This window comes from Aurantibacter aestuarii (assembly GCF_003008425.1).
Taxonomy (GTDB): Bacteria; Bacteroidota; Bacteroidia; order Flavobacteriales; family Flavobacteriaceae; genus Aurantibacter; species Aurantibacter aestuarii.
In genome coordinates this window covers 85609-102370 of record NZ_PXOQ01000007.1, presented here as the reverse complement: position 1 = coordinate 102370, position 16762 = coordinate 85609, and the positions used below count along the sequence as shown (strand labels likewise).

The window sequence follows — 16762 nt, the reverse complement described above, 5'->3', positions numbered from 1 at the left end:
GGTTTTTAAAGATGATTTTTAATTTTTAATAATTCGTTTTTAATATGTTCTAATTTATCTACAATGTCAAAGGTAGTTAAAGCTTGTTGTTTTTCTTCTTTAAGATGAATTTTTGCGCCTTCCAGCGTAAAACCACGTTCCTTAACTAAATGATAGATGAATTTAAGATTTTTTATGTCTTCTGGTGTAAACTTTCGGTTACCTTTTGCGTTTTTTTTAGGCTGAATAACCTCAAACTCTTTTTCCCAAAAGCGAATAAGTGATGTGTTAACATCAAAAGCTTTGGCAACCTCGCCAATACTGTAATATCGTTTCTCGGGTAGTTGTAAATCCATTAATCTAAAGATTCGTTTTCTTGAGTTGCTTTTTCAAGTAAAGCTGCATATTCTTCCGCAGATAAACTTCCGTAGTAGAAATTAATTGGGTTAATGCGTTCTCCATCTTTAAACACTTCGTAATGTAAGTGTGGTGCTTCGCTACGTCCAGTACTACCAACAAAGCCAATTAAATCGCCACGTTTTACCCTTTGGTTACGTCGCACATTGTATTTGTATAAATGGGCATATAAGGACACATAACCATAACCATGTTCTATACGAATGTGGTTCCCATATCCAGAAGATTGGTTATCGGCACGTTCTACCACACCATCTCCAGATGCATACACAGGTGTACCTCGTGGTGCTGTAAAATCCATACCGTAGTGGAACTTTCTTATTTTGGTAAACGGATCGCTTCGGTATCCATAACCAGAAGCCATACGCGTTAAATCTTCATTACTAACGGGCTGTATAGCAGGTATTGCAGCTAGCAATTTTTCTTTATCTTCTGCTAATTTTTTAATTTCATCTAAAGATTTAGACTGTACCACAATACGTTTAGTTAATATATCTAATCGTTTCGCTGTTTCTGTAATCATTTCAGAATTGTCGTAACCTTCCAATTTTTTATAGCGATTAATACCACCAAAACCAGCTAAACGTTGCTCTTCTGGGATAGGATTAGCTTCAAAATATACGCGGTAAATATTATTGTCACGTTCTTCTACATTAGCTAAAACCGCTTCAGCTTCAGCCATTTTACTGTTTAGTAAATCGTATTGTAGCTGCATGTTAGCCAATTCTCTTCGAAGCGCTTTTTCTTCAGGAGAATCTATAAAACGTCCGGCAATAAATAAAAAGAGAATCGAGAATAAAGCAGAAGCAATAATAAACAACACAAATCGGCCAAAAAAACGTCCAGGCTTCTTGGATATTTTCTTATACGACAGCGTATCAGAATCATAATAATATTTTACCTTACTCATTACTTAAATTATACTATTTTTGTGACATGTTTTATTTTAATGACTCTATAGTTAACGCACAATTTAGTCATTTATTTTTAAATAAAATTTTAGTCAGGTACAAAATTACACTTAATAATTTCAGCTTGTGTGATAACAAGTTGAGCAAAATATAGTTATGAACGCTCAAGATATTCGCTCTAAATTTTTACAATTTTTTGAATCTAAAAAACACAGCATTGTTCCATCTGCGCCTATGGTGCTAAAAAACGATCCAACTTTAATGTTCGTTAATTCTGGAATGGCTCCTTTTAAAGAATATTTTTTAGGAAATGCAGAACCAAAAAACACCCGTTTAACAGATACTCAAAAATGTTTGCGTGTATCTGGTAAACATAACGATTTGGAAGAAGTTGGGTATGATACTTATCACCACACTTTATTTGAAATGCTAGGGAACTGGAGTTTTGGCGATTATTTTAAGGAAGAAGCTATTGCTTGGGCTTGGGAGCTTTTAGTAGATGTTTATAAAATTGATAAAGATATTTTATATGTTACTGTTTTTGAAGGCAGTGATGATGCCGATAATTTAAGCTTAGATACTGAAGCATTCGATATTTGGAAAAAACACATCAGTGAAGACCGTATTTTAAAAGGTAATAAAAAAGACAATTTCTGGGAAATGGGAGACCAAGGTCCATGTGGACCATGTAGTGAAATTCATGTAGATATTAGAACACCAGAAGAAAAAGCGAAGGTAGACGGAAAATCTTTAGTTAACCAAGATCATCCACAAGTGGTAGAAATTTGGAACTTGGTATTTATGCAGTACAACCGTAAAGCAAATGGCAGCTTAGAACCGTTACCTAATAAACATATCGATACCGGTATGGGCTTTGAGCGTTTATGTATGGTGTTGCAGGATAAAAAATCAAATTACGACACCGATGTGTTTACGCCTATAATTCGTGAAATTGAAACAATCACCAACACCAACTATGGCAAAAACGAAAAAACGAACATTGCTATTCGTGTGATTAGCGACCACGTGCGTGCGGTTGCGTTCTCTATTGCAGACGGACAATTACCTAGCAATACTGGTGCAGGTTATGTAATACGTAGAATTTTAAGACGTGCAGTGCGTTACGGATTTACGTTCTTAAACACTAAAGAGCCTTTTATTTATCGCTTAGTTGAAGTATTAGCTCAAAAAATGGGTGAAGCTTTTCCAGAACTAATTTCGCAAAAACAATTAATTGAAAACGTGATACGTGAAGAAGAAGCTTCTTTTTTACGAACCTTAGAACAAGGACTTTCTTTGTTAGATTCTATTGTTGAAACCACAAAAGGTAAAGAGGTTTTGGGGTCAAAAGTATTCGAATTAAAAGACACCTATGGTTTTCCAGAAGACTTAACAGATTTAATTTTAAGAGAAAAAGGCTACACGTATAATACCGAAGAGTTTAATGCAGAATTAGAAAAGCAAAAACAAAGAGGTCGTGAATCTTCTGCATTACAATCGGATGACTGGACCATTTTGTTGGAAGATAATGAGCAGGAATTTATTGGTTACGATCGTCTTGAAGCTCAGGTAAGATTAGTAAAATATAGAAAAGTCACTTCTAAAAAAGAAGGAGAACAATTCCAGTTAGTATTTAATTTAACGCCATTTTATCCCGAAGGTGGAGGACAAGTTGGAGATAAAGGGTATTTAGAAGCTCCTAACGGAGACGTTATTTATATTTTAGACACTAAAAAGGAAAATAGTGTAGTGATACATATCTCTAAAAACTTACCAAATAACTTAAATGATAGTTTTAAAGCGGTAGTAGATGTTAAACAACGTTTTAGAACAGAATGTAATCATACCGCAACACACTTATTACATCAAGGTTTACGTGAAATTTTAGGAACGCATGTAGAGCAAAAGGGAAGTAGTGTACACTCTAAATATTTACGTTTTGACTTTTCACACTTCTCAAAAGTTACTGCAGAGCAGTTGGAAGAAGTTGAAGCGTTTGTAAATGCGCGAATTGCAGGGAAACTGGCATTACAAGAACAAAGAAATGTACCTATGGATGAAGCCATAAATGATGGAGCTATGGCTTTGTTTGGTGAAAAATATGGAGATACAGTTCGTACCATACGTTTTGGACAATCTATAGAACTTTGTGGAGGAACGCATGTTAAAAATACTAGCGATATCTGGCATTTTAAAATTACCAGTGAAAGTGCAGTTGCATCTGGTATTAGACGTATAGAGGCAATCACTAACGATGCTGTAAAAGATTATTTTGAGACCGTTGACAATGAGTATGTGGCTATAAAACACTTATTAAATAATACAAAAGAACCAGCAAAAGCAGTTTTAACCTTACAAGACGAAAACACTGCACTTAAAAAAGAAATTGAAAAATTACTAAAAGATAAAGCGAAGAATCTTAAAGGCGATTTAAAAGCTGAAATAACTGAAGAAAATGGTGTTGCCTTCTTAGCTAAACAGATAGACTTAGATGCTGGTGGTATTAAAGATTTATGTTTTGAATTAGGTAGCCAATATTCTAATTTGTTTCTATTGTTTGGAGCAGAAAACGACGGTAAAGCTATATTATCCTGTTATATTTCTAAAGAACTTGTAGCAGAAAAAGGCTTAAATGCAGGACAAGTTGTTAGAGAATTAGGAAAACACATCCAAGGTGGAGGTGGAGGTCAGTCATTTTTTGCAACTGCAGGTGGAAAAAATCCTTCAGGCATAGCTCAAGCTTTAGAAGAAGCTAAAAATTATATCAAGTAAATGAAACTTCAAACCCAAATACCATTACAAGCTGTTACGAATCATTCTATAGATTATGACAGTAAAATAATGTTGTTTGGGTCTTGTTTTTCGGAACATATTGGTAATAAATTCTCCCAGTTTCAATTTAAGACAGAAAGTAATCCGTTTGGTATTTTATTTCATACTAAAGCTATTGAGCAACTTATTGAAAAATCTGTTTTAGATTATACCTATACAAATTCCGACATATTCTATTTAAATGAGCAGTTTCAATGTTTTGATGCGCATTCTAAATTAAACGGCATAGAAGAAAATGAGTTGTTAGATCGTTTAAATTCTGCATTAAAAACGACCAAAGAAACTATTAAAGAGGCTAGTCACATTATAATCACGTTAGGGACCGCTTGGGTTTATACACATAAGGAAAGCAATAAAACGGTTGCAAATTGTCATAAAGTACCTCAAAAGGAGTTTAAAAAAGAGCTGCTTTCTGTTGAATCTATTTTAAATTCTCTTCAAAAATCAATACAACTTATTACATCTTTAAATCCAGAGGTACATGTTATACTTACTGTTTCACCAGTTAGGCATATTAAAGATGGTTTTGTTGAAAATACACTTAGTAAGGCGTATTTAATATCGGCCGTGCATCAACTTATCTCTAAAAACATTAATGTCTCATATTTTCCCTCTTTTGAAATTGTTATGGACGAGTTACGAGATTATCGTTTTTATACGGAAGATTTGATTCACCCAAATCCTACTGCGGTTAATTACATTTGGAAGCGGTTTACAGAAACATGGATGACGCAAGAAACACGTCAATTACTTAAAAAAGTGGAGTCTTTGGTGGTTGCACATAACCATAAACCATTCAATCCGGCTTCCAAAGCACACAAAGAATTTTTAAGACTTCAAGAGCAGCAGTTTTTAGACCTAAAAAAACAAATTCCACATTTAATTTTTTAAATAATAGCTTAAAAACAGTTGCTGTTACTAGGGTTTTTGTAATATACGTCAATTGCCCTATGTTTTAGCGTATACATTTTCTTGAGATTTGTAACATAATAATTAAAATACAATCTTATGAAAACAATTAAAAACTTATCAATCGCACTACTACTATTAGTAACTTCTTTTTCGTTTGCTCAAAACGATTTATTAAATGGAGAAGACATTACAACGTCTAAATTAAAATCCTTATTTGAAAATGCTTATATAGATGTTTTAGAAACTAAGGAAACCTATGTTAAAGTAAAAGATAACAAAACCGTGTATATAGATGTAGATTCTAAAAATCGTTTTATCAGTTTTAATTCGGTTTATAATTTACAAAAAGGTGTTTCGGACAAAGAAATTTTAGAGCTTTTTAATAAAGTGAATAAAGATGTTATTATGCTTAAGTGTTATTATAATAAAGAAGGTAATACAGTATCGTTTTTCTACTATTACTGGATAGATGGTGGTTACTCAAACAAAACCATAATAAATGCCTTTAAACTATTTCAAGTAGGTATTGATTTAGCACTTACTAAGGACGAGAAGAAGAATATCTTTTAATTTCTAGACCTATGAGAATTCAACAATTTTTTTTAACTCTGGCTATAGTAGCTAGTGTTCAAATGACCTTTGCTCAACGTGCAGAAGCACCAGATTTTAAATATCAATTAGGAGCAAGTATAAACGAAATGAACTTAACACAAGGTGGAACACTTGTGGTAGCAACAAACGATGGTTTAGTTGGGATCAAACCAGAAGAACAAGCTCCTATATTTAACTTTACAGAGTATGGACGTGTCAAACCAGAAGAATTAACTTTTGTACCAAACGCACCTTACGTTATGGTAGGGCAAACAGGTTTTGCAGCTATTTCTACTAAAAAAGCAGTAATAGACTATATGTCTGGACAAGTGTTATTTACTACAGAAAACAATGGTTGGAAAACTGTTGGAATTTGTGAAGTTTTAATGCCCGCAAATAAATTAGTGGTTAGTGGACAACGAAAAGCTAAAGAAAAGTATGCAAATGCGGTAGCTATTTACGATTTAAATACGGGTAAGCAGACCAATTTCTATACGTTTAAAGGAAAGGAAGTTGCCGCTGGAGTACCTTTGTTATTAAGCGATGGTGTTATTATCCCAACTAATAAAGGGTTAATGAAAGTTAATATGGATTCTGGAAATGTAGTCTGGGAAAACGATATTAAAAATGTAGGCTGGTTAACTACAAATGCTAATGAGAGTGATATTTATAGTTTTTCTGGAAATGCTAATGGGACTACCACTAAAATTATGAAAATTTCAAAAGCAGGAAAAGAGCTTTGGAAAGATGAGGTTAAAGTAAAAGGTCAAGTGGCTAATTTTCAAATTTTGCCACAAGGTATTGCTATGGTAAGTAATGTGTATGCAGAAGGGAAACAAAGTATTTTTGCAGCAAAAGCAGAATCTACCATCTCTTTTTTAGATGCAAATACTGGAGACGACTTATGGGATAGAGCGCCAAAAACAAAAGGTTATGTGCAACATTTTTACATAATGGAAGACGGAATTCTTTTTGGAATCTATGAAGGCGGAATTAATAAAGTGTCTTTTGATGGTAAAACTTTATTTAAAAAACCACTTAAAACGGGAGAGAATATTTTAACTATGGCCGAAACACCTCAGGGTTTACTTTACATTACTTCAGAAGACGCCAATATTGTAAATTTAAATACAGGAGATCAGGTTTGGTCTAAACCGTTAAAATATAGAAGAGCCGATTATGTAAGTTCAGATTATGATGCTAAAAATAAGCGTTACCTAATTAGTGCAGATGAGGTGGTTTTTTCTATAGATGAAAACACTGGTGATTCTAATGAATTAGTTGAGGTAGAGTTTGATGGTAAAGAAAGTCCAAACAGTATTGAAGTAAGAGAAAATGGTATTTTATTAACATCAGACCAGAATATGATGATGTTAGATTGGCAAGCAGTAGAAAACTGGCATGAATATAAGCGTGCGCCTGGAAAAAGTGCATTTGGAGCTATTATAGCAGGAGTTTCTGCTGTTGCAACAGCTGGAGCAGCTATGGCTGGAAATTACGCAGCAAGTCAGAATACCAATAGACTAGGTCGATATACAAGTAGAGGACAAGCTTATGCCGATTTTGGAGCTGGAATGTCTGAAGCTTCTGGTGCGTCTATTGGGGAAATGCTTAAACGCTTTAAAGCGACTTCAGCAACCCGAGATGCACAATTTATACTTACAAAATTAGATGATGGTGTTGGTCTAGTAAAATTAAATAAAGATACTGGAAACTTAGAAAAGGAAATTGTATTAAAAGATAAAAAACCAGAATATCAAGTAGATGGTTTTGGCGGTATGTTATACTATAAAGCCAATAACAATACTATTTATGCCTATAATTTAAAGTAAAAAAACAAATTCTTCTTACAGTCTAAAGAGCTGTAAGAAGAATTAAATCAGCTTGAAATTTAAATATAATTTAGGTGTCTATCATCAAAATCAGCCTTAAAATTTATATAGCTATTATGAAATTAAATACAATAATTGCATTAATAACAATAATGTTTATTGGTGTTTCTTTACAAGCTCAAAATGTATCAGAATTTAAACCAAAAGCAATGAAATATGGTTTAAATAAATTAAAAAATAATCCTAAAAAAGTTTATATAGCTAGTTTTAATGTAAATTTTGAAGTCTATAAAGAAGCCATAGATTATAAAGCATCTGGTGGATTTAGAAACACAGCAAAGGGAGAAGCAACTGCTCGAGCAGCTATAGGTTTAGAAGGTTTACAAAAAGAGCATATTCAAACTAAGGTAGACCAGTTATATAATGAGTTTGTACAAGACTTACAAAGTAAAGGACTAATCTTGATAAATCCAGATCAAGCAGGAAAAACAGAAACTTATAGCGGTTGGGCAAAAGCATCTGGACCATATATTATAGAATCTGGATCTCCAGGTGTATTAACCTGCGTACCTAAAAACTATAGTTTTTTTTACAAAAAAGAAACTAAATCTGGGAAAAAGAAAAAAGGTTTCATGGGTGGGCAATTTGTCCCTCAAAAACTATCTAAAGATCTTGATAATGCAGTGGTTGTAGATGTTAATTTATATGTGATGTTTTCTGAAAATGGAGATAACTGGTTGCGCGGAAATGGTGCACAAGTAAAACTATTTACCAATTACAGACTTATAAATTCTTATACCATTTCCGCTCCAAAAGAAAATAAAGTTATAGGTTTTAAAGGGGCACAATCTGCCGAAACGGTTTCGAGCACGATAACTTATACACAAGGTAAGCAAGGGTTAGGTGCAAAAACAGCTTATACGGGACTTATAAAAAAAGACCTAGAAATTAATGGTGTAATAAAAAAGGAAAAAGTGGTGGTTAATGCGAAACAAGGTATGGCTACAGCAACGTCTATTACGCCTATAGTTATTGTAGGCCCAGCCTATAGTAAACAAACGAAATGGATTAATGTAGATTCTAAAAAATTTGCAGAAGGTATGTATCAAGCCACATCTAAGTTTGTTAAATATCATAATAATCAATTTTTAACCAACTATTAATCTTTATACCAGTACACACAAAGGTGTGTGCTGGTTTCAAAATGAATTATTTATGAAAAAATTATTTTTATACACCGCATTTATCTTATTATGTTATAATTGCGAATCTTATGGTAAAAAAGTAGAAAGCGGTCTTGTAGAAGTCTATTATGAAGATGATGTGTTAAAAGATAAAGCACAACAAATAGCTAAATATTTGGACGACAATGAGTTTACTAAAGATCATATTACGTCTTTTAAAATTGAAAAAGATAGTATTTACGTCGTAAAAATGGTAGTACAAGAAGGCGCCGAAAAAGATGCTAGTAATGACATGGCATTTTTATCTATAGGTTATTTATTATCGCTTGAAGTATTTAATAATGAACCTATAAATTTTCAATTGTGTAATAATACATTTGAAGTTTTAAAAACAATACCAGTGAAATCTTCAGAAGAAAATAATTAAAAAAGTTAATCAGCTCAAATGAAAAAAATCATCTTGTATCTCGGTATTTTATTTACGTATTATGTTTCCATAAGATTCATTAACTCGAGTATAAATCAAGATGATTTTAATTATGTAAACAACCAAAAAGATATAGTAACAATATTTGCTTTTTTAATAGTTATAGCTATTTTAATTTACCATTTTTATCAAGCTAAAACTAAAACGCAATATCAATTAAAAATAGAAAATTTTTGTACGCAAAAAAATAATTTAGAAAAAGAGCAGCATATAATAAACGATAAACTTAAATTAATAAGTCAATTCAACAAAAGTTTAAATACAAAAGTTTCAATAATAAAAAATGATTTGCTTGAGGTAGAAAAAGATTTACCTAAAAACCGTTTAAACCAATTAAAAGAAAGTATTAATATTTTAGATCATATTTTAAACTACTGTAAATTACCGTAATTGTTAAATAATTGATGTAATATCTATTTTATGAAAGTTATAAAGTTAATAGTCTTTTTTTTTATTGTTTTTTTCTAATAAAACATTATCTCAATCTACAGAAGAAATTATTTCTGCTACCAAACAAAAATTTAATCAAGAGACAAAAACTGAAATAAAAGCAAAATTATCGGCAGTTTAAATTATCTAACAAAGACTACAACTTTAAATAAATATAGAAATTATTGAAATAAAACTTTAAAGATGTTTTTAGAATATGTAAAAACACCTTTAAAAAGTAAAAGTAATTGACTAAAAAAACATAACTACCTTGGTCCTAATTGAAGAGCAACGTCAATATTTGAAAATGCAACTTCTAAATTTGTAATTACAACATCTAAAATAATTAATAAAAAATCCATAAAAAAAGTTTTAAATTGTATCGTAAAATAAGAATTAAAAACTTATTAAAATACATTTTTTTTCTATGTGTATTAAAATACTTATGTCTATATGTTATAATATATTTAATATAATTGTAACCTTTATTGATAAATACATTTAATCAAATAAGAAAATAACTTTATAACAGAGAAATTAATTCATCATAAATATGCACAGATTAGTTCTAATATTAACTTTTTTAAGCTTAAATCTAACTGCACAAAACAAAGCTACTTACCTAGATAGCATTATTTTTGAAATTAATAATCAAAGTTCAAAGCAGGGTTTAAATACCATTATTAATATACCTTACGAAAATTTTGTTGCAGAAATAAAAAAATCTGAAAAACTATTTAGACAAGGCATTATACTATCAAAAAAGATAAACGACAGTTTGGCTTTAGGAAAGATAATGATTAAATACGGCGTTTTGAAAGCTTATCAAAACAAACCAGATGAAAGTTTAGAATTAACTTTAAATGCCATTCGAATTTTTGAAAACAAAAAAGAGTATGCCAAAGCAGGTATTGCTTACGGTAATTTAGGTTATAATTTGAAAACTAAAAACTTAGAAAAAGGGTTTTATTACATGCGAAAAGGCATAAAACTCTTAGAATTTCCAAATGATTTAGAAGGATTAAATCCTATTTATGATAATTATGGAGTACTATTAAGCATGAATAAAAAATTGGATAGTGCGCTTTATTATCAATACAAATCTCTTAAAATAAAAAAACAACTAAAAGATTCTTTTGGCTTAGGTTATAGTTATGCTAATATAGCCAATACTTTTGCAGAAAAACAAAATTATAAGGTTGCTAAAACTTATATTGATAGTGCTTTTATTGTACGAAATAAAATATCAGACATTTATGGAACAACAGTTAATTATGTTCACTTAGCTGAAATCTATCAAGTAGAAAAAAACTACGAAGAAGCGCTAAATAATTATAAAAAATGTGCATTTCTTGCAAAATCAAATAATTATAAACATTTAGAACAATATTGTTATAATCAAATAGCTATATGTTATAAAGCAATAAATAATTATAAAGAAGCATTAGAGTTTAAAGAAAAATTTCAAAATTTAAAAGATAGTACAGATAATGTCTTAGTAAATAGTAAAATAGAAGAATTACAAGTTCAATTTGAAACAGAAAAAAAAGAAAAAGAAATACTTAAGCAACGCGCTAAATTAGCCGAGCAAAAAAATTATATTATCATTGCGAGTTCTTTGGTGTTACTGGCCATCTTTATCGGTTATCTTATTTATTCCACTCAACGTAACAAAAACAAACAATTACAAAAAGAAAAAGAATTAGAATTAGCTTTATCAAAAATTGAAACTCAAAATAAACTGCAAGAGCAAAGACTGGAAATTAGTAGAGATTTACACGATACCATTGGGGCGCAATTAACATTTATAATTTCATCTATAGATAATTTAAAATATGGGTTTACAGAGGCGTCTTCAAAAATAACTCATAAATTAAGTTATATAAGTAATTTTACAAAAGATACTATTTATGAGCTTCGGGACACAATTTGGGCCATGAATAAGGACGAAATTACTGTAGAAGATTTAAATTCTAGAATTTCAAACTTTATTACCAATGCCAATTTGGCTGCAGAGCATATACAATTTAATTTTAAGTCTAACTTTTCAGCTGAACATAAAGCGGCTTTTTCTTCGAAAACAGGGATGAATGTGTACCGAATTATCCAAGAAGCCGTAAATAATGCCATTAAACATGCAGAAGCTTCTAATATTGAAGTACGTGTTGAGGCTCAAGAAAACGTATCGACTATAAGTATTAAAGATAATGGTAAAGGATTTAATCCAGACCAAATAGAAAATGGCAACGGATTAAACTCTATGAAAAAGCGTGCTGAAGAATTGAAAGCTTCTTTCGATATAAAACCTTTGGAAAATGGAACCCACGTAGAATTAATTTTAAAACACGAAAATAATAATACGTTTATTTAATTATTTTAGTGTCTATGAAAAAAGTTCTATTAGTTACACTTTGCTTTTGCGCATTTAGTTTTGGACAACAATCCAAAATAGACAGCCTTTATCACATTGCTAAATCAACAACTAACGATTCACTTAAGGTTGCCGTATATAATCAACTAGTTTGGAAATATCTTTTTAGCGATAAAAATAAAGCAAAACAACTTATAGACACTAGCGAGTCTATTGCAATTTCTAAAAATCAAAAATATGGTTATAATACCTTACTTGGCATTAAGGGTATTTATTATGACGTAAATGGTATTTCAGATTCTGCCAAGTTTTATTTTAATAAATCTTTAACCTATAGTCAAAAACACAAGTTTGTGTTGCAAGAAAAACATACCCTTAACAATTTAGGTATGTACAATTGGAATGCTGGAGATTTTAAAAAGGCATTACATTATTATTTTGAGTCTATAAAAGTTAATGACAAGTTACCAGAAGCAGAAAGAGGAGATATGTCTGCTAACTTTAATAATATTGGTCTAATATACCAAGAAATGCATTGGTATGAAAAAGCAATAAAGTTTCACTCCAAAGCATTAGATTTTCGCAAAAAATCAAATAATCTTTTTGCACAAACACACAGTTACAATAATTTGGGAATTTGCTATAAGGAACTTGGCAGATTAGAAAAGGCAGAGCACAACTTTAAGAAATCTGTAGAAATTTCAAATCAGTTAAACCCAGGTAACGAGTATTATGTGGCTGTACAAGGATTAGCTTCTATCCAATATGCTCAAAATAATTATAAAAAAGCGTTAGATCTTTATTTACAATCTTTAAATAGACCAGAAACAATCCCATTTAATCCTAAAGAAAAAATAGCATTATACAGCAGCTTGACCGAAATTTACGTAAAATTAAACAATCCTCAAAAGGCTATTTTATATGGTGAGTTATGTCTAAAAACCTTAAAAGAAAATACAGAATTTAATGAGGTAGAAGTAGAAGTGTATAAACCTTTAGCGGAAGCTTATTATTTAACGGGAAATATAGAAAAAGGGGCTTTTTATAACACTGAATTTTATAATAAAACTATAGAGAAATTTAAAAAGGAAAGTGCAGAAGCCTTACAAGAATTAGAAGTGAAATATGATTCTGAAAAAAAGGAAAAAGAAATATTATTACAACAAACACAGTTAACTAAACAGCAAAATTATATTATTATTTCAGTTTCTGTTGCTTTATTAGTGGTATTTATAGCGTATTTAATTTATAGTACCCAAGTTAATAAAAACAAGCAATTACGTAAAGAACAAGAACTGCAATTGGCACTATCTAAAATAGAAACTCAAAATAAGTTACAAGAACAAAGACTTGAAATTAGTAGAGACCTACACGATAATATTGGTTCTCAATTAACTTTTATTATTTCGTCCATAGATAATTTAAAATATGGTCTCTCAGCTGCAAATAATAAAATAACCCAAAAATTAAATAATATAAGCCTTTTTACAAAGGATACTATTTATGAGTTGCGAGATACAATTTGGGCAATGAATAAGGATAAAGTGACAATAGAAGATTTAAATTCAAGAATTTCTAATTTTATAATAAGCGCCAAAAGTGCAGAGCAAGACGTGGACTTTAGTTTTAATTCTAACTTAAAAAAAGAACAAACTATTGCGTTTAACTCTAAAGCAGGCATGAATATGTACAGAATTATTCAGGAAGCTGTAAATAATGCTATAAAACATGCTGAAGCTTCAAAAATTACGGTCAATGTTAACTCTGGAGAAAAAGCTATTCAAATAGTTATTAAAGATAATGGTAAAGGATTTAATTTGCATGAAACCGAATTTGGAAATGGTATTCAAAGTATGCAGAAACGAGCCGAAGAATTAAATGGTACTTTAAAAATTTTAAACCAGCAACCGGGAACTCAAATAAAATTAAATTATAATTATACGGCAAATGACCTATTGTAAAAAGATTAAGGTCAGTTTATTTTTGCTATAAACGTAAATAAAGAAAAATGAAAAAAATAATATTCTTATTAAATCTGTTTGTAATTTGTAGTATTTCTTCAGCTCAAACCGTAATTTATAACGAAAATTTTGAAAATAACACGAATGGTTGGGAATCTACAAACACCAATTTTGAAGCAACATTAAAAAAAGACGAATTGGTAATAGAAAATACCAGTGAGGATCAAACCAAATGGGTTTTAAAAGACATATTTGATAATGCTGATGAAGTAGACTTTGATATAGAAACGGAAATAGAAGTAATAAAAGCAGGAAAAGATTATAGTTCTTATGGTTTAGTATGGTCGTGTTACCGAAATAAAAAGTATTATAGAGTAGCTCGATTAACACCAGATGGACAAGCACAGCTATATTATTACAGTGGAGAATTTGACTATTATAAACCATGGAGTAAGGAAAAGTTTGTTAATGGTTACAAAAAGAAAAATAAAATAAAGATTGAAAAACGTGGTGCTGTTTCAACAGTCTACATTAATGGAGAAAAACTTCATACAGAAGCTAACATAGGCCATTATGGTTCTCTTGTAGGCTTTATTTTAGATAAAGACATGAAAATAGCAGTTCATAATTTAAAAGTGACTACGTTTGACAAGAAACCCATACAAGTTGTAGAGGAGTTTGACCCTAACTTAAAAATTACAAAAGTTGATGCATTGTCTAGTCCAGATGTAGAAGAAGTACTTCCTATTGTGTCGGCAGACGGTAAAACCATGTATATAGTGGTAAAAGATAGCGACAAAAATATAGACTCTAGAAAAGACGATATTTGGTATTCAACAAAAAATAGAGATGGCAGTTGGACACCTTATAAAAATATAGGACGACCATTAAATAATTTAGACTATAATTTTGTGGTATCTGTATCTCCAGATAATAATACCTTATTATTAGGAAATAAATATGCAGCAGACGGTTTAAAATCGGCTGGAGGTGGTGTGTCTATCGCTAATAAAACCAAAGAGGGTTGGGAAATACCAAAAGCTGTAGAGATCGAAGATTTTTATAATGATAATACGTTTAGCGAATATTTTTTAACTAATTCTAAAAAAGAATTGTTAATGACTATAGAGCGAAAAGATACACATGGAGACAAAGATATTTATGTTAGTTTTAGTACTGGTGTAAATTCATGGTCTAAACCAAAAAATTTAGGTCCCGTTTTAAATACTAGTAGTAGTGAAGCTTATCCTTTTTTAGCATCAGACGGTAAAACCTTATATTTTGCAAGTAAAGGACATCCGGGTTATGGTGGCTTCGACTTATTCGTTTCTAAGCGTCTGGACGATTCTTGGACTAACTGGACAGAACCAAAAAATTTAGGAGGCGTAATAAACTCGAGTAATGGAGATTTAAGTATTTTTCTTACCGCAAAAGGAGATAAAGCCTACGTGGCAAGAGATAAAGATATTTACGAAATAGAAAATAAAGTAAAACAAGATCCTGTAATTTTAGTTAAAGGAAAAGTATTTGATGCAAAAACAAATAAAATACTTTCTGCACCAATAGCCTATAATAATTTAAAAACTAATAAAGAGTTAGGGACAGCTATTTCAGACCCAAATACAGGTGCGTATTCTATAGTATTACCATACGGCGAAAATTATAGCTTTATGGCAGAAAAAGATGGCTACTACGCAGTAACTCAAAATGTAGATCTAACTAACTTAAATGAGTATAAAGAAATTGAGGTTGATTTGTATTTAAATCCAATTGAAAAAGGACAAACCATTCGACTTAATAACATCTTTTTTGAGTCTGGTAAATACGAATTACTAGCTGAGTCTAATGCCGAATTAGAAAAGCTTTATACCATTTTAAATAACAATAAAAATTTAGTTATAGAAATTGCAGGTCATACTGATGCAGTGGGAAGTGATGCTAGTAATTTATTATTATCAAAAAACAGAGCAAATGCGGTTATGACTTATTTATTAGAAAAAGGAATTCCAGCAAGTCAACTTACAGCAAAAGGCTATGGCGAAACAAAATTTATAGCAACTAACGATACAGAAGAAGGAAAACAACTTAACCGTCGTGTAGAGTTTGAAATTAAAGAACTATAATTTTTTTAAAGGTTTATTTACTATAGAAAGCAGGGCTATATGGCTACAAGCTCTGTTTTTTATAGTGCTATTATCACTTGGTAAATTAGATCCTTTAGAGGTCGTTATTATTTACGCCATAGAAACCATGATAATTGGACTGTTTCAAGTTCTTAGACTATTAACTATCGGGTTTCAAGATGGTAAAACTAAAAAGGAAAAATTTTACTGTCTGGCTATAACATGTTTTTTTACAGTGCATTATGGTTTTTTTGTTTTTATACAAACCACTTTTTTCTTTGTGTTTTTATCTATGGGAGACTCCAGAATTAGTGATGGTTTTGGACTAGAAAATTATAAGATTATAGCTTCGTTTCAAGGGGTTCAAATGGCAGTAGGCTTACTAATAGTCACCTATATTATAAAGTATTGGACAAATTTTTATGAACCCAAAACATATGTAAATGCTAAAATTGAGCAGTATATGTTTCAGCCTTATTTACGTATAGTCATACAGCAGTTTGTAGCTATAATACCTGGTTTTTTTATCATTTTTGGTAATGCAGGTTTGGCTGTTGCTTTAATTTTAATTGTAGTTAGGCTAATTGCCGATTTAGCCATTTTTAAGTTGAAGGTGAACCAAGTGTATTTTCAAAAGGCAGTAGATTATTTGTATCTCGAAAACGCAAAGAAAAATGGAGACACACAACGTAAAGACATCGAAGACTTTTTAGTTATATTAACCAACGAATAA

The 16762-nt window shown here is 30.7% G+C and carries 13 protein-coding genes; 11 read left to right on the top strand and 2 right to left on the bottom strand.

Features of this window, described 5'->3' with window-relative positions:
- Positions 1–5: 5 nt before the first annotated feature.
- A complete protein-coding gene (locus C7H52_RS01690; RefSeq protein ID WP_106462153.1) occupies positions 6–335 on the bottom strand; it encodes a MerR family transcriptional regulator in 330 nt (109 codons plus the stop codon).
- Positions 335–1306, bottom strand: a complete 972-nt coding sequence (locus C7H52_RS01685; RefSeq protein WP_106462152.1) for a M23 family metallopeptidase — start codon at positions 1304–1306, stop codon at positions 335–337. Before C7H52_RS01685 ends, C7H52_RS01690 begins: the two co-directional genes overlap by 1 nt.
- 157 nt (positions 1307–1463) lie before the next feature.
- Between C7H52_RS01685 and alaS the strand changes: the two genes are divergently transcribed.
- The 11 genes from alaS (at position 1464) to C7H52_RS01630 (ending at position 16762) form a co-directional block, all read left to right on the top strand.
- Complete coding sequence (alaS, locus tag C7H52_RS01680; protein WP_106462151.1) at positions 1464–4079, top strand: alanine--tRNA ligase; 2616 nt, start codon at positions 1464–1466, stop codon at positions 4077–4079.
- A complete protein-coding gene (locus C7H52_RS01675; protein WP_106462150.1) occupies positions 4080–5030 on the top strand; it encodes a GSCFA domain-containing protein in 951 nt (316 codons plus the stop codon).
- Between the two features lie 117 nt (positions 5031–5147).
- The gene (locus C7H52_RS01670) at positions 5148–5621 is read left to right on the top strand and encodes a hypothetical protein (protein ID WP_106462149.1); all 474 of its coding nucleotides are present in this window, start codon (positions 5148–5150) and stop codon (positions 5619–5621) included.
- 11 nt (positions 5622–5632) lie between these two features.
- Entirely contained in the window at positions 5633–7474 is a 1842-nt protein-coding gene (locus tag C7H52_RS01665) for an outer membrane protein assembly factor BamB family protein (RefSeq protein ID WP_106462148.1), read from the top strand.
- 116 nt (positions 7475–7590) lie between these two features.
- Positions 7591–8637: a hypothetical protein gene (locus C7H52_RS01660; protein WP_106462147.1), complete on the top strand. Its 1047-nt coding sequence runs from the start codon at positions 7591–7593 to the stop codon at positions 8635–8637.
- Between the two features lie 52 nt (positions 8638–8689).
- On the top strand, positions 8690–9085 hold the full coding sequence (locus C7H52_RS01655; RefSeq protein WP_106462146.1) for a hypothetical protein: 396 nt from the start codon (positions 8690–8692) through the stop codon (positions 9083–9085).
- A gap of 18 nt (positions 9086–9103) precedes the next feature.
- The gene (locus C7H52_RS01650) at positions 9104–9535 is read left to right on the top strand and encodes a hypothetical protein (protein WP_106462145.1); all 432 of its coding nucleotides are present in this window, start codon (positions 9104–9106) and stop codon (positions 9533–9535) included.
- 592 nt (positions 9536–10127) lie between these two features.
- A complete protein-coding gene (locus C7H52_RS01645; protein WP_106462144.1) occupies positions 10128–11945 on the top strand; it encodes a tetratricopeptide repeat-containing sensor histidine kinase in 1818 nt (605 codons plus the stop codon).
- 14 nt (positions 11946–11959) lie between these two features.
- Positions 11960–13906 (top strand): ATP-binding protein, encoded by a 1947-nt coding sequence (locus tag C7H52_RS01640; protein ID WP_106462143.1) that lies wholly within the window; start codon positions 11960–11962, stop codon positions 13904–13906.
- 47 nt (positions 13907–13953) lie between these two features.
- Entirely contained in the window at positions 13954–16029 is a 2076-nt protein-coding gene (locus C7H52_RS01635; protein WP_106462142.1) for an OmpA family protein, read from the top strand.
- Complete coding sequence (locus C7H52_RS01630) at positions 16010–16762, top strand: DUF6498-containing protein (protein WP_106462141.1); 753 nt, start codon at positions 16010–16012, stop codon at positions 16760–16762. The genes C7H52_RS01635 and C7H52_RS01630 overlap by 20 nt, the downstream gene beginning before the upstream one ends.